Origin of the sequence: Cellulosimicrobium protaetiae, from assembly GCF_009708005.2 — a bacterium.
Taxonomy (GTDB): domain Bacteria; phylum Actinomycetota; class Actinomycetes; order Actinomycetales; family Cellulomonadaceae; genus Cellulosimicrobium; species Cellulosimicrobium protaetiae.
This window is the reverse complement of sequence record NZ_CP052757.1, coordinates 2,731,377-2,747,190: the sequence shown is the minus strand read 5'-3', so window position 1 is coordinate 2,747,190 and position 15,814 is coordinate 2,731,377. Positions and strand designations below refer to the sequence as shown.

General features: G+C 74.2%; 9 protein-coding genes. 5 read left to right on the top strand and 4 right to left on the bottom strand.

Annotated elements, in window-relative coordinates; all coding sequences use genetic code 11:
• The first annotated feature begins 186 nt into the window (after window positions 1-186).
• The 3 genes from FIC82_RS11575 (at window position 187) to FIC82_RS11565 (ending at window position 4,579) form a co-directional block, all read left to right on the top strand.
• The gene (locus FIC82_RS11575) at window positions 187-1,704 is read left to right on the top strand and encodes an MFS transporter (protein WP_154800160.1); all 1,518 of its coding nucleotides are present in this window, start codon (window positions 187-189) and stop codon (window positions 1,702-1,704) included.
• Window positions 1,705-1,910: 206 nt separating this feature from the next.
• Entirely contained in the window at window positions 1,911-2,657 is a 747-nt protein-coding gene (locus tag FIC82_RS11570; RefSeq protein WP_154798646.1) for a cohesin domain-containing protein, read from the top strand.
• A gap of 71 nt (window positions 2,658-2,728) precedes the next feature.
• Window positions 2,729-4,579: an amidase family protein gene (locus tag FIC82_RS11565; RefSeq protein ID WP_253691074.1), complete on the top strand. Its 1,851-nt coding sequence runs from the start codon at window positions 2,729-2,731 to the stop codon at window positions 4,577-4,579.
• 83 nt (window positions 4,580-4,662) lie between these two features.
• Here the strand turns inward: FIC82_RS11565 and FIC82_RS11560 are convergent, their stop codons facing one another.
• A complete protein-coding gene (locus FIC82_RS11560) occupies window positions 4,663-5,211 on the bottom strand; it encodes a suppressor of fused domain protein (RefSeq protein ID WP_154798644.1) in 549 nt (182 codons plus the stop codon).
• A 66-nt stretch (window positions 5,212-5,277) separates the two neighbouring features.
• A complete protein-coding gene (locus tag FIC82_RS11555; protein ID WP_154798643.1) occupies window positions 5,278-5,706 on the bottom strand; it encodes a hypothetical protein in 429 nt (142 codons plus the stop codon).
• 210 nt (window positions 5,707-5,916) lie between these two features.
• On the opposite strand from FIC82_RS11555, the gene FIC82_RS11550 reads away from it, so the two are divergent.
• Together FIC82_RS11550 and FIC82_RS11545 are read left to right on the top strand one after the other, a co-directional pair.
• Window positions 5,917-8,502 (top strand): glycoside hydrolase family 43 protein, encoded by a 2,586-nt coding sequence (locus FIC82_RS11550; RefSeq protein WP_154798642.1) that lies wholly within the window; start codon window positions 5,917-5,919, stop codon window positions 8,500-8,502.
• 95 nt (window positions 8,503-8,597) lie between these two features.
• Window positions 8,598-12,479: a glycoside hydrolase family 30 protein gene (locus tag FIC82_RS11545; protein ID WP_154798641.1), complete on the top strand. Its 3,882-nt coding sequence runs from the start codon at window positions 8,598-8,600 to the stop codon at window positions 12,477-12,479.
• Between the two features lie 106 nt (window positions 12,480-12,585).
• Here FIC82_RS11545 and FIC82_RS11540 read toward each other — a convergent pair whose 3' ends face one another.
• Window positions 12,586-13,692 carry a substrate-binding domain-containing protein gene (locus FIC82_RS11540; RefSeq protein ID WP_253691073.1) on the bottom strand — a complete coding sequence of 369 codons (1,107 nt, stop codon included), beginning with the start codon at window positions 13,690-13,692 and terminating at the stop codon, window positions 12,586-12,588.
• On the bottom strand, window positions 13,689-15,725 hold the full coding sequence (locus FIC82_RS11535; RefSeq protein WP_154798640.1) for a heparinase II/III domain-containing protein: 2,037 nt from the start codon (window positions 15,723-15,725) through the stop codon (window positions 13,689-13,691). The genes FIC82_RS11540 and FIC82_RS11535 overlap by 4 nt, the downstream gene beginning before the upstream one ends.
• Window positions 15,726-15,814 lie beyond the last annotated feature (89 nt).

The window sequence follows — 15,814 nt, the reverse complement described above, 5'->3', positions numbered from 1 at the left end:
GATGGTGGCACCGCGCGCGTCGCGGCGCCCGGGCAGCGGGAGCACCCTCGACGGGTGAGGCGCGGGTGCCGCGCGGCCCGTGAGCATGGACGGCGGACGGGGGTCGACGTGGAGCAGAGCACCGAGAACACCGCCGGTCGGCCGACCGCGGCCGCCCGGCGTCTCGCGCTGCTCCTCGCGGCCGCGATGTTCGTCCTCGTCGTCGACACGTCGTTCATGAACGTGTCGATCTCGGCCGTCGTGCGCGACCTGGGCACGACCGTGAGCGGGGTGCAGACCGCGATCGCGCTCGAGGCGCTCGTGTCCGCGTCGTTCATCCTCGTGGGCAGCAAGGTGGGCGACCTCGTCGGGCGCCGCCGGGCGTACGTCGTCGGGCTCCTCGCGTACGGGGCGGGTGCGGTCGCGATGATGCTCGCGCAGAACCTCGTCGTGGTCGTGGTCTTCTGGTCGGTCATCGGCGGCCTGGGGGCCGCGCTGCTGCTCCCGGCCATGCAGTCGCTCGTGCACGGCAACTTCGACGGCGCCGCGCGCAAGTCCGCCTACGCGCTCGTGGGCGCTGCGGCGTCGATCGCGGCGGCCGTCGGGCCGCTGCTCGGCGGCGTCATCACGACGACGCTGTCGTGGCGCGTGGCCTTCGGGCTCGAGGCCGTGGTGATCGTCGTGGTGCTCCTGGGCGTGCGGCTCGTGCGCGACGTCCCGTACACCGGCGACCGCACCGTGGACGTGGTGGGGACGATCCTGTCGGTCGTGGGGATGGGCGGGATCGTGCTCGGCGTCCTCGTGTGGCAGGAGGGCGGGGAGGCGGTCGGCGCGCTCGTCCTCGTCGGGGCGGCGGGACTGGTCGGCCTCGCCGTCTGGCTCGTGCGCCGCGAGCGGGCCGGTCGGACGACGCTCGTGGACCCCGGTCTGTTCCGCTCCCCCGCGTTCCGCATCGGCGTCTCGCAGCAGCTCCTGCAGCAGGTCGCGCTCGGCGGCGCCATGATCGCCCTGCCGATCTTCCTCCAGATGGCGCTCGGCTACGACGCCCTCCTGGCGGGCCTCTCGCTCGCGCCGTTGTCGCTGACGATGTTCGCCGCCGCGCTCGTCGCGGGCAAGCGCCCCGGTCGACGCCGCCCGGCCACGCGCGTGCTCGCCGGGTTCGCGCTGCTCGTCCTCGGGATCGCGGCAGCCGTCCTGGTGGTGCCGCGCGCGACGTCGGGCTGGTGGCTCGCGCTACCGCTCGTCGTCGCGGGCGCGGGGCTCGGTCTGCTCGTCTCGCAGCTCAACGCGTACACGCTCTCCCCCGTCCCGGAGGAACGAGCGAGCGAGGCAGCCGGTGTCAGCTCCGCCGCGGGGTCGTTCGGGCTCTCGCTCGGCCTCGCCGTCGCGGGCGCCGTGATGCTCGCGTCGCTCGCCACGGGCTTCAGCGCGCAGGCCGGGTCGAGCACCGTCCTGCCCCCGGACGACAAGGCGCAGGTCGCGGCCGTGCTCGAGGACGACGCCGAGATCATGAGCGACGCCCAGCTCGTCGAGCTCCTCGCCGACGAGCCGCCCGAGGTGCAGGCCGAGATCCTCCGCATCAACGACGACGTCCGGGCCCGCGCGCTCCAGGTCGCGCTCCTCGTCCCGCTCGTCGCGGGACTGCTCGGCGTGGTCGCCGCGCTGCGCATGCGACGGATCCCCGATCCCGAGGTGCGCGCGGACGCGCCACCGGTCCTCGGCTGAGCCGGCCGGGACGACGCGCGACGACGACCTCCCCGGGGCCCGCGCGGCGGCCGTGACCGGACCGAGACGCGCTTCGTTGCTCGCGCTAACCGTCGTGAAACGCCCGGGAAACAGGCTCTTGTGAGCATCGGTCCCGGCAGGGGGCTCCACCACCACCACGGTCGTGCGCGCAGTCGGCGCGCGCCCGAGGAAGGACCAGCTCCTCCATGACCCACTCCTCCTCGCGCCGACGGCTCGGCCGGCGCGCCGCGCTCGTCGGCGGCCTGGCGGTCGCCGCGACCGCCCTCACCGCCCCCGCGCACGCCGCACCGTCCGTCTCCGACGTGACCCTCGACGGGCCGTCGAGCGTCGAAGTGGGCGCCCCGGTCACGGTGACCGTCGCTGCGACCGGCGCCGTCGACCTCTACGCCTACGACCTGGCGGTCTCCTACGACCCCGACCTCGTCGAGCTCGTCGCGGACTCCGCGGTCATGCCCGACGGCGGGTTCTCCGACGTCGCCGACGACGGGGCCGGGACCGTCGCCGTCGCGCACACGCGGCTCGGCACGTCCCCCGGTCTCGAGGGCGACGTCACGCTCGCGACGCTCACGTTCACCGCCGTGGCCGACGGCGACGCCCCGTTCGCCGTCCCGGCTGCCACCCTCGTCGGCGCCGACGCCGCGACCGCGTCGCTCACCGATGCCGCGTCCGCCACGACGACCGTCACGGCCGTCACGACGGCGCCACCCACCGACGACCCGACGGACGGCGCGACCTCCGCGCCCCCGACCGGTGACGGCACGACCGCCCCCGGGACCGACGACGCGTCCGACTCGCCGTCGACCTCGGCCGGCTCGGGCTCGCTCGCCTCGACGGGCGCGAGCGTCGCCTGGTTCGCGGGCGCCGCGCTCCTCGCCGTCGTGGTGGGCGCCGGGATCCTCTGGGCACGTCGCCGGGCGGTGGCCTCCCGATGAGCCCTGACCCGACGACCGGCGCACCCGCCGTCCGCGCTCACCGACGGCCCCTCACCACGAAGGAGCAGCCCGTGCCCACCACCCACCGACGAGCCGCGGCGGGCGGTCTCGCCGCGCTCACCGTCACCGCCCTCGTGCTGACCGTCGCCGCGGCTCCCGCCGCGACGGCGGCACCCGCCGCCGCGCCGTTCCTCGCGCCGTACTGGACCGAGCTCGACCTCACGGGCGACGAGCAGGTGACCGCCGACGACCTCGACGTCGTCGCGGCGGCGCTCGGCGCGACGGCCGACGACGCCGCGTGGGACGACGCCGCGGCGGCCGACACGGACCGCGACGGCACGATCACCGTCGCGGACCTCGCGGCCGTCTCCCAGCGGATGATCTACGACGACGGGCCATTCGAGCTCGTCGAGGCCTCGGTGCTCGACATGCAGGAGGCGATGAACGCCGGGGTCACCTCGTCGGTCGCGATCACCCAGGAGTACCTGGACCGCATCGCTGCCTACGACACGACGCTCGTCGACACGGGCGCGGGCGGGCGACCCCTGCACTCGATCATCACGACGAGCGACGTCGCGCTCGAGGCCGCTGCGCGCGCGGACGCGGCACGGGCCGCGGACGGCATGACGAGCCTGCTCCTCGGCGTGCCCGTCGCCGTCAAGGACAACTACGACACGAAGGACATGCCCACGACCGGCGGCTGCGGGTGCTGGGACGGCAACCAGACCGCCACGGACGCGACGATGGTCGAGGGGCTGCGCGCCGACGGGGCTGTGGTCCTGGCCAAGGCGAGCCTCGACGAGTTCGCGTTCGGCTTCGTGTCCGAGTTCTCGTCGTACCAGGACGCGGGGACGAGCACGCTCGTCGCGAGCCCGTACGTCACGAGCCGCACGGCCGGCGGGTCGAGCGGCGGCACGGGCGCGGCGATCGCCGCGAACCTCGCAGGGCTCGGGTTCGGCACGGACACGGGCGGCTCGATCCGCGTGCCGTCGTCGTACAACCAGCTCGTGGGCGTGCGCCCGACCGTGGGCCTCGCGAGCCGGGACGGGATCATCCCGCTCGCGCTGAGCCAGGACACGGGCGGGCCGATGGCCCGTAGCATCCTCGACGCGGCCGTCGCGCTCGACGCGGTCGTGGGCGTCGACCCGGCGGACCCTGTGACGTCGCGCCAGGAGGGCGCGGTCCCCGCCTCGTACACGCAGTACCTGGACGCGGACGCGCTCGACGGCGCCCGCATCGGCTACGTGCCGTCCATGCTGGGGAGCAACGCCACGACCCTGCGCCTGTGGACGCAGACCCGGGCCACGCTCGAGTCGCTGGGCGCCACCGTGGTCGAGGTCACGCCCCCCACGACCTGGTCGCCCGTGCTCCCGAACGGGTTCGCGAGCGTGCTGAGCGAGGGCTCGGGCTCGACCAACGAGTTCCGGCACGACCTCGACGCGTACGTCGCGGGCCACCTCGCCCCCGAGGTCGAGGCACGGTCGCTGGAGGGCATCGTCGAGTCGGGTCGCTTCGTCCCGTCGCGGCGCAGCACCTACGTGTCGCGCGCCGCGATCACCGAGGAGACGTACCAGGCGTGGGCCGGGCCCGAGGGCTCGCACACGAAGGTGCTCGCCGAGGGCAAGCAGCTCGTCACCGCGATGCTCGACGACGCCGACCTCGACGCGCTCGTCTACCCCAGCGCGAACCCGTACGGGACCATCGGCACCAACCTGCGGCTCAGCCCCAACACTGGCCTCCCCGCCGTGACGGTGCCGATCGGCCAGGCGACGGCGGCCGACGCCACCGTCACGGGCGGCGGCGTCAACCTCGAGCTGCTCGGGCGTGACTTCGACGAGGGCCCGCTCCTCGGCCTCGCGTTCGCGCTCGAGCAGGCGACGCACGCCCGGACCTCCCCGGCGCTCTACGGCCCGCTCGGCTGAGCCAGGCCGCGACGGTCAGGTGACGTGCTGCCCGACGGCGGCCGGCCCCCTCCCGGGTCCGGCCGCCGTCGGGCCGGGCGTCCTCACGCGCGGGTGACGTCGAGGAGGGCGTCGACCGACCCGACCTGCTCGACGAGACCCGACCACCCGACGCTCGAGGCGGTCTGCGCCTCCGCGTCGGTGAGCAGCCGCAAGGTACGGACGTGGCCGACCACGTCCCCCGCCGGGTCGAGCACGTCGTCCAGCGCGGCGCCCCACCGCGAGCCCGTCGCCATGATCGCCGAGATCCGCGTCCCGGACAGGAACGGCTCCCGGTTGCGCCACGGTGTCTCGAAAGGTGGGGTGCGACGGTTGACGGCGATGTCGTCGCACACGATCCGCAGGGCGACGAGCGCGGCGCCCTCCTGGCCCTCGACGACCTCGACCGCCAGCTCGACCGGCGGACCGGCGTCGACCGGCAGCCGGGAGACACCCGCCGTGAGGAGGGTGAGAGGACCGTCGACCGGCTGCTTGGCCACGACCATGACCGAGCCGCCGATGCGTTCGTCCAGCACGGCCGGAGGGACACCGAAGGCGTCGAAGACGTGGGTCGGGAAGGCGTCCTGGCTGGGGGCGAGCGGGAGGTCGGTCATGGCCACCGACCCTACGGCGACGCCGGCGGGCCGACCGCGAGGACGCGCGGCCGTGCCAGCAGCCCGTCAGTCCCAGACGAGCGACAGCACCCGGTACCCCTCGGGCACGGCCGGGACCTGCGTGAAGGCCTGCTCGTCGTACACGAACCCCTCGAACGCTCCGTCGTACTGCAGCTCCTCGGCGTCGAGCCGCTCGTCCACGACCCTCTCGTCCAGCGTGGTGCACACCGCGACGCCCTCCGCGAGCACGTCCTCGACGGAGTCCTCGAACGTCTCCTCGTGGAGCTGCACCCGCACCCAGGCCACGGCGTCGTCCCGCTCCAGCTCACGCAGCCTGCGCGCGATCTCGGCCAGCGGCGGGCGGCCGAAGCCCCACTGGTTCGGCGCGATCGAGTCCTCCTGCGCGTTGCCGTCGAAGAACTCGTCGAGCGTGAGCAGCGGGTACGTGTCGTCGGCCGCGGCGGAACGCGCCCGGACCTCGTCGTGGGTGATCACGCACCGACCGTACGGGAGAGCTGCCCGCGGCTGACCTGGGGGCACCCGCGGAGTCGGCGTGTTCGTTTCGCTTCACGTTGTCGAACCCGGTTGACCCCCTCTCTCCCTCCCTCTACTTTCGGACACGAACGAACGTTGCAGCACGTAATCAAACACATTCGATCATCGATGATCGCGACGTGCCGCAACGGATGATCGAAGGAGATCCTCGTGCCCGCTGCCGCACCCGACCGTCGACCACCACGTCACCGCCGACGCCCCGGCCCGATCCATGCCGCCGCGACCGCCCTCGCGGTCGGCGCGACGCTCGCCGTCGCTCCCGCCACGGCAGCCACGGCACCGACGACCACTCCGGTCGCGACCACCGCGAGCCCAGGCGCGGCGGCGGGGACCGTCCCCGCCCCCGACGGCACGGTCTGGACCGACACCGACGGTGACGCGATCAGGGCCCACGGCGGCTCCGTCGTCACGGTGCGCGAGGCCGAGGTCGGCCTCGACATCACCGGTGACGGGAACACCGACCAGGAGGTCCACCTCTGGTACGGCGAGGACAAGACGCACGCGACACGGCCCGTCGACGGCGTGCGCGGCTACTGGTCCACGGACCTCACGACGTGGCACGACATGGGCCTCGTGCTGCCGAGCCACCAGCAGCTCACGCTGCGCGTGAACGCCGCTGGCACGGCGGTCGAGGTCGACCCGGCGAAGGTCGAGGCGCTCAAGGCGGTCGCGAACAAGACCGCGCCCGACGCGACGTCCACGCAGGCGCAGATCGACGCCGCGAAGGACGTCGTCGCGCCGTACGTCGCGACGTGGGCCGACGAGGCCGCGGGCGTCGCCGCCACGTACGACGAGACGGCGCTGTCGAACGCGACCTACCGCCTCAACGGCAACATCAACATCATGGAGCGTCCGAAGATGCTCTGGAACGCCAAGACCCGCAAGTTCGTCATCATCTACCACGCCGACGGACCGCTGCCCGACAACGCGGACCTCGTGCGCTGGGTGCGCGCGGGCGGCGACCCGGCGGACCGCAACATCGGCTCGCGCTACTCGCGCGCCGAGATCGGGTTCGCGACGTCCGACACGCCGTGGGGCCCGTTCAAGCTCGTCAGCACGACGAAGATGAACTGGGCGCAGGGCGTCCCGAACACCGGCCGCGAGGGCGACTCGCGTGACATGACGGTGTTCCAGGACGCGGGCGAGCACGCCGTCGACCCGGTCGCCGACGACGCGTACGCCGTCTACTCCTCCGAGATGAACAAGTGGATGTACGTGTCCCGGCTCAACGCCGAGTACACGGGCCCGCTCGCCGAGGGCGACCACGCCGTGCTCGGCGAGGACTTCTCTCACCGCGTGCTGCCGGACTTCTCGCGTGAGGCCTCCAGCGTGTTCAAGCACGACGGCTGGTACTACATGCTCACGTCGGGCACCGACGGCTGGGCCTCGACGCCCGTCGTCGGCTACCGGTCGCGCTCGATGATCACGCCGACCGAGGCCGTCGTCGGGAACAACGACCGGCACCCGTCCACCGGGCAGTGGGAGCGGCTCGAGCCGCGCAACCCGTGCGTCGGCGACGCCGCGCGCACCGGCGTCGGCACGGCCGACCCGACGCGCTGCTTCGACTCCCAGCCGACGTTCGTCCTGACGATCGACCAGGAGGAGGGCCGCTTCGCGTACATGGGCGACCGCTGGGCGGTCGACGCGGGGACCGGCTCGGCGGGCGAGGGCTCACGGTACGTGTGGGCGCCGATCCAGGTGAGCGACGACGGCCGGGTCACGGTCGAGAACGTCGGGGACTGGGACCCCGCGAACACGACCCTGTTCCACCCGCTCGAGCCCGTCGAGCCGCTGAGTTTCACCGCCCACGTCGACGAGCGCGACACGTTCGACCCGACGTTCGACGTCACGGTCGACGGCAACCGGTACGACGGCCTCGCCGCCGACTGGAGCACCACGAGCCTCGACGCCGCGTTCGCCGCGAGGGGCACCCACGCGCTCGTCGGGCACGTCGCCGGCGACGGCCCCCTCGCGGGCCGGTACGTCACGGCGACCGTCCAGGTCGACGGCCCTGTGGACGTGTGCCGCGAGCCCGGGACCACCGTGAGCGCGTCGTTCCACCAGACCGAGTGGGGCACGATGCCCGCCGCGCTCGCGTGCGACGGGGACCCCGCGACCGCGTGGTCCACGTGGGCCGGCGGCACGGGCAAGAAGGACCGCGTGACCTTCACCGCGACCGCCGCCCAGGCCTGGAGCGTCGACGCCGTGCACCTCACCAACACCGAGGGCACGATCACGGGCGTCACCGTCGAGCACCGCGACGCGGACGGCCGCTGGCTGCCCACGACCGCGAGCGCCGTCACGCCCGGGCCGAACGGCTCGCGCACCTCGGTCGCGTTCGACGCGGTCACGACCGACTCGCTGCGCCTGACGTTCGACACGCCCGGGTCGTACCTGAAGATCGGCGAGCTGACGATCCCGGGCACGGTCCCCGCCCCCGAGCCGGGGCTCGCCGTCGTCGCCCACGCCGAGGTGCGGTGCCTCGCCGGCTCGGCGTACGTCGCGGTGCGCGCGACGAACGACGACACGGTGCCGGTCGACGTGACCCTCACGACGCCGTTCGGCTCCCGCACGGTCGCGGCCGTCGCCCCCGGGAAGAACGCGTACCAGTCGTTCGCGACGCGCGCCGTCGGCACCGGCGCGCACGCCGTGACCGTCACCGCGAGCGCCGTCGTCGACGGCGAGCGCGTGGACGTCCGGCACGACCTCACGACCTCCGCCGCGCACTGCGGCTGAGCCCGACCGCAGGCCCGGGCCGGCGCGCACCGCGCCGGCCCGGGTCCGCACCCGTCCCCACGCGCCGCCGACGACGGCGGCAGGAAGGCAAGACCATGAGACTCCACGCACCGCCCGGGCGCCGATCCGCGCGCGCGGCGACGGCCGTGACGACCGCGCTCGCGCTGGCCGTCACCGGGCTCGCCGCGGCCGCCCCCGCGGCGTCGACGCCGGACGCCCCGGCGCCCGCCGCCTCCGCCGTCCCCGCGGACCTGCCCGAGCTGCGCTTCGACGACCCCTCGATCGACTGGGCGCAGATCCTCGTCGACGGCGAGGACGTCGAGCGCCGCACGGACGGCACGCCGTACAACGTGTTCGGCGGCTTCGGCTCCGTGTCGTGCAACAACACGGGCAACCTCCTGCTCGACTACAAGGAGGAGAACCCCGAGGCGTACTGGCGCATCATGCGCCTCATCTTCGACCCCGAGACGGGCGCAGGCCTCAAGCACATCAAGGTCGAGCTCGGCGCGGACAACAACACGTCCTCGGGCACCGAGCCCGCGACGAAGCGCAGCGCCGACGAGCCCGCCAACGTCCTGCGCGGCTCCGGGTTCCACTTCATCGCGGACGCGCTGTCGATCAACCCCGACATCGAGACCGAGGCCCTGCGCTGGGGCGAGCCGTCGTGGACGAAGACCGACCCCGACCTGCGCTACCAGTGGTACAAGGAGACGATCGACGCCGCGTACGACACGTACGGCGTCGAGTTCGACTACATGTCCCCGTCGCAGAACGAGGTCGGCGGCAGCTTCCGCCAGGCCTCGATCGCGCCCGAGCTCGCGTGGGTGGTCGACTTCGCCGAGCGCCTCGAGGAGGACGCCGAGGCCGAGGACGCGCGCTACGACTACGGCGACATCAAGATCGTCGCGCTCGACACGTACCGCAACGTCGAGCCCGTCGCCGCGGCGATCCTCGCGAGCCCGGCCGCGCTCGAGCAGGTCGACGCGATCGGCTACCACTACGACATCGCCGGCGGGCCGAACCTCACGCGCCTCAACAAGGAGTACGGCATGGAGGTGCTGTACTCCGAGGGCGTCGCCCCGATGATCGACCCCGAGTACCGCGTCAACGCCGACCCCGCGCGCGGCGGCCTCGGCGGCACCGTGGGCGCCGTCGACATCGCGGACCGGTTCATCAACGCCTACCGCTGGAGCGGCGCGGGCGAGCACCCGGCGCACATGACGTCGTTCCTGTTCCAGCCCGCGGTGAGCGCGATGTACGAGGGCACGCAGTACTCGCCCAAGCACCTCGTCCGCGCGTCCGACCCGTGGTCGGGCTACTACGAGGGCGGCGTCGGCGTCGCGCTCGTGCGGCACTTCCACCAGTTCGCCGAGACCGGCTGGGAGTACGTCGAGGGCGCCACGTACGGCGACGGGACCAAGGGCGACGGCGGCACGAACGTCGACACCTCGACCCGCACGTACATGACGCTGCGCACGCCCGCCGCGGACGGCGGCGAGCCGGACTTCACGCAGGTGCACGCGAACAACACGAAGACCGCGCGCCACTTCGAGGTCAAGGTCGCCAACCTCGGCGAGCCGCGGCCCCTGACGGTGTGGGAGACGCGCGGCCCGGACGCCGACGAGAAGTACGACGCGAACTGGCTGCGGCCCACGGGCCACGTCGAGCCGGTGCGCACGGAGACCGTCGACGGCACGGAGTACGCGGTCTACCAGGTCGAGATCGCGCCCTACTCGATCCAGACGCTCTCGACCCTGCCCCTCGGCGTCGAGGGCACCACGCAGGCCTACGACCGCGCCGACTACGCCTCCCCGGTGCAGGACACCGTGCTCGAGCTGCCGTACACCGACGACTTCGAGTACGCCGGCTACCCGGAGACCGACGTCCACGGCACGTCGATGGGCTACGTCGAGCGCCGCGGCGGCTCGCCGCGGTACACGGCCGACCAGAACGGTGCGTTCGAGGTCGAGGAGCGCGACGGCGAGCGCGGCAACGTGCTCGTGCAGAAGATCCACGCCGAGAACCGCGGCTTCACGTGGGACGTGTGGGGCAGCCACGCGCAGGACCGCCCGTCCACCGCTCCCCCGGCCACCCAGCTGGGCGACCACTCGTGGGCGAACTACACGGCGTCCGTCGACTTCCGGCTCGACACGCAGGTGCGCGACGCGTCGCTCGCGAACTTCGCGGGCCTCGGCGTGCGCCAGCTCCTGCCCACGGGCGAGGACCTCGCGACGTACGCGGTGCGCGTCCACGCCGACGGGTCGTGGCAGCTGCGCAAGCTCGGCACCGCGGTCGCGTCGGGCACGGTCGCGGGGTTCGACGCCGACGCGTGGCACGCGCTGTCCGTCGAGGCGCGCGACACCGTCATCACCGTCACGCTCGACGGCGAGCCGCTCGCCCGCTACGTCGACGCGAGCGCGAACCCGGTCCTCACGGGCCGCGTCTCGCTCGTGAGCGGCTACTACAACACCGAGTACGACGACCTGGCGATCACCCCGATCGAGGGCCAGGCGTGGGAGTCGACGAAGATCGACGACGCCGACTCGCGCATCGCCTACCCCGGCGGCTTCTCGTACACGCAGGCCGGCTACGCGCACCTCAACCGCACGCAGCACGTGCTGTCCGCGGGGCGCTCGGCCGTCTTCGAGGTCGAGGGCACCGGGTTCAACCTGTTCGGCGCGACGGCCGCCGCGACGATCGACGTCGCGGTCGACGACCAGCCGGTGCGCACGGTGGACGTCGGCGCGACCGGCGACCGCCAGACGTCGTACTGGCAGCGCGGCCTCGACGGGTCGACGCCGCACACCGTGACCGTCACGGTGCGCAGCGGCACGTTCACGCTCGACGGCGTCGACGTGCTCGTCGGCGGCGCGGACCCGGTCGTCACCGACCCGGAGACGACGCCGGTCACGGTCGCGACGCCCGTCGCGCGCCTCGCGACCACGGTCGGCGAGGCGCCCGAGCTGCCCGCCACGGTCCGCGCGACGTCGCAGGCCGGCACGACGATCGACGCCCCCGTCGAGTGGTTCGTGCCCGCGGGCGCGTTCGACACCCCGTACGCGATGGCGACCGTCACGGGGACATTCGTCGACAACGAGTCGCTCGCCGTCTCCGCCCAGGTCGAGGTCGTGCCGGACGGCGTCCGGTACTTCGTCGACGCGAACGCCCCCGCCGTCCCGGCGTCCTCGGCGTTCGGCGCCGTGAAGAGCCACGTCGAGGCCGCGGGCGGCGCGCTGCGCAACGCCGAGGCCGACGCCGCGTGGTCGGCCGACCGCGGCTGGGGCCGGGTCGCGAGCTACTCCGCGAAGGGCCTGCTGAACCAGTCCCCGTACGACAAGACGCGCGAGACGGGCTGGTACACCTCCGGCGCGGCCACGCCGCTGCAGTACCGGTTCACGCTCCCCGCGGGCACGTACACCGTGTCCTCGGGCCACACCGAGTGGTGGAACGTGGGCAGCGGCAAGGCACGGAACATGCAGACCTCGGTCTCGTGGACCGGGGCCGACGGCCAGGCCGTCACGATGCCCGTCGGCAAGGTCGCGTTCCCCAACGGCAGCCTCGGGCGCTCGCAGGTGCTCTCGGGCGAGTTCACGCTCACCGAGCAGACGGTCGTCACGTACTCCGTGGCGAACGACGGCGGCACCGAGGCACCGGTCCTGTCGTGGGTCGCCGTCGCGGGCGAGGTGGCCGACCTCGGGGTCGCCACGACCGCCGTCGTCGAGACGCGCTGCCTCGCGGGCAAGCCGTACCTCGCGGTGCGCGTGACCAACGACGACGACGTCGCGCTCGACGTCGACGTCGAGACCGCGTACGGGTCCAGGTCGTTCACGGCCGTCGCGCCCGGTACGAGCGCGTACCAGTCGTTCGCCGTGCGGTCGACGCCCACCGAGGGCACCGCGACCGTGACCGCCCGCACGACGGGCGACGACGACCGCGAGAGCGTCGAGGAGGTCGCCCACCCGGCGCCCACCTGCTGAGTCCCGCGCCGGGCCCGGCCACGGGACCGGCACAGACCGTCCGATGCGGCTCACCCCTCGCCCCGACCTGGGTGCGAGGGGTGAGCCGTACCCGGGACGGGTCGGGTCAGGTCCGGCGTGCCGAGGGTGCGACGGGACCGGTCGACTCCCGCACCACGAGCCTCGGGCTGATCGCGACGCGGTGCACCGGTCGCGACGGGTCGGCGAGCCGCCGCGCCAGCAGGTCGACGGCGGCGTGCCCGACGGCGGCCCGCGGTGGGCGCACCGCGGTGAGCGCGGGGCTGAAGAGACCGGCGACCTCGTCGTCGTAGGAGACGACCGAGAGGTCGCCCGGGACGGAGAGCCCGCGGTCCTGCGCGTTCTGCACGATCGCGAACGCCTCCGGGTCGGAGTGCGCCAGCAGCGCCGTGGTGCCGGAGGCGACGGCCGTGTCGACGACCTCCTCGATCGCCTTCGCGAACTCGGGCCGGTGACGGTCCGGGGCGAGCCGTTCGAAGTGCTCCTCGGACGACAGGCCGAGGTCGGCGCACGCCGCGCGCCAGCCGGCCGCGATCTTGCGCGACGTCGGGGACTGCCGGGAGATGACGAGGCCGACCCGCCGGTGGCCGAGGTCCGCGAGGTGGTGGACGGCCATGAGCGCCCCGAGCGCGTGGTCGGAGACCACGGACTCGAGCGCCTCGCGGTGCGGCGCGAGCGCGGCCTCGCGCTCGACGAGCACGGACGGCACCTCGGTGCGCGCGAGCCACTGCACGAGCTCCTGCGCGTGCGGGCTGTCGGTGCGGGGCGCAAGCACGAGGCCGCGCAGGTTCTCCGCCGCGACGAGGCGTTCGAGCGCCGGACGCTCGTCCGCCGCCTCGTACGACGACCCCCGCAGCACGACCCGCAGCCCGTGCCGGCGCGCCTCCTCCTCCATGCCGCGCACGACGCCCGGCCAGTAGTAGTCGAGCGACGGCACGAGCACGCCGATCGTCGCGGTCGGGGCGCGGTCGGGCGTCCCTTCCTTGCCGTCCACCGGCACCGCGCCGCCGTGCACGCGGGCCAGGAGGCCCTCGCGCTCGAGCTGGGCGATGTCGCGGCGGACGGTCACGGCCGTCACGCCGAGCTCCTCCGTCAGGTCCGCGACGCGCACGACGCCGTCGCGCTCGAGCGACGCGAGCAGGTGCGCCCGGCGCTCCGCGGCGAGCGGTGCCCGCTGCATCTCCTCCGTGGTCACGGTGCCCCCTCCTGGGTGGTCCCGGCGGCATCGGTGCCACCGGTCGGGTCGATGATGCCGGTGGTCAGCCCCCCGGCGGGCGTCCTGGGCGTCGCAGGCCCCGGCGTGTCGTCCTGCTCGACGACGACCCGCAGGCGTCCGCGGCCGGTCGCGTCGAGCGCGAGGCGCGTCAGGCGCTCGCCCCAGACACCGGTGAGCATGGGGTCGTCGAGCTCGCGCACGGTCACGTCGACCGGGACGTCCGCGGGCCAGCGCACGACGACGGGGGTCGCGCCGTCGAGCGGGACGACGCGCGCCTCGCCGGGCGCGGTCCTCACGTCGCCCGCGAGCACGAGGTGCACGACGGCCGACGCGGCCGGGCCGAGGTCCCACTCGTCGTCGACCACGACCCGGACGGGCGTGGCGTCGCGCTCGAGCCGCGCGGCCCGGCGCCACGACGCCGGCCCGAGGACCGGGTACGCGCCCGCGAGGTCGAGCGACAGCTCGCCGTCCCCCACGGCCACGTCGCGCGCGGCGAACCGCTCACCTGCCTCCTGCGGGGTGCCCGCGACCTCGGGCACGTTGTGCCACGAGCTCTGCATGGTCCAGATCGCGTACCGGTCGGGCCCGAACGTCTGCGCCGTGTACGTGGGGCGGCCCGCGTCGACGAGGACGGGCACCCCGTCGGTCGCGACGACGAACGAGCCGACGTCGTTGTGGTTGTGGTGCTCGCCGTTGTGCCCGCCCTTGACCGCCAGCGTCAGCCCGCGTGGGCTGCCGGCGCGCTCGCGCGCGAGGAGCACCTGCGTGGAGCCGAGCCACACGTCGCGCGGCAGGGGCGCCGCGGCCGGCGCCGCGGCGAGCCACGCGTCGTCAGTCAGGGCGCGCAGGAGCCGCGCCAGGCCCGCGGTCTCGTCCGCGACGGGTGCGCCCGGCACCCGGTACGACGCCGCGTGGCGGCGCGCGTCCTCGTCGCCGGCCCGGCGCGCGGCACGGTGCAGCGCGTGCCAGGGCTGCTCGACCGGCGGGCGCGCGCGCCCGTCGGCGAGGTCGAGGTACCAGTCGCCGCCCAGGTGCATGCGGTGCGGGAACGCGACGGTCGCCCGCAGCGCGCGCACGGGGGCCGCCGGGTCGAGCGCGTCGAGCGCGCCGCCGGTGGCGTGCGCGAGCACGTCGAGGGCCTCCAGCGCCCGGCACGCACCGTTCCACCAGTACTCGTAGCCCTCGTCGATCGCGCCGTCGACGGGCAGGACGGCGACGTACCGGTCCAGGCCCTCGACCGCGAGCTCCACGACGTGCGCGCGCAGCGCGGCGTCGGCGGGGTCGTCGAGCAGGCGCAGGGCAGCCACGAGGACGTTGCCGTGGATCCAGGGGTTCCAGTTGTGCACGTCGCCGTCGAGGCCGATCCAGTGCCAGTCGCGCCGCTCGACGAAGGGATCGACCACGCGGCGTCGTGCCTCGGCCCGCACGCGCTCGCGCAGGCCCGGGTAGCGCACCTGGAGGAGGTCGCCGAGCACGTGGTCGGTCCAGGCGAGCTGGCCGACCACCTCCCCGGCGCCGAGGTCGAGGTAGGGGCGGTCCGTGTCCGGGACGACCCAGCCGCGGGTCGCGAACGCGTCGTCGTGCGCCGGCCAGCACCACGACGACTGCTCGCACAGTGCCAACACGCCGTCGGCGACCTCGTCGAGCCAGACGTCCTCGCCCGTGACGGCGGCCGCAACGACCGCGCGCGACAGACGCTGCTGACGGGTGAAGACCAGCTCCTCGTGCGCCGTCCGGTTGCCGTCGCGGTGCAGCCGCGCGGCGGTGCTCGCGAGCGGCAGCGGCCACGGCGTGCCGAGGTCGTCGCGCGCCCGGGCCAGCACCGCCGCCACGGTCTCGCGGTCGGCGCGCCCCTCGCCCCGCGACCAGGCCGATCGGTCGGTCGCGGGCGGGACGGGCAGGGCGTGCGCGGGGTCGACGAGCAGGGACGCGAGGGCGTCGCGGCGCGCGGGGGCGTCGCCGGTCCGGCCGTCGAAGGCCGCGGCGAGCGGGCCGGTGAAGGGCGTGAACATCTCTCTCCGTCGAGGCGGTAGCACGATCAGAAACGATCATAACAGAATAGGCACGCACTTGACAGCGTCCGTTTCTGAGCGATTGACTC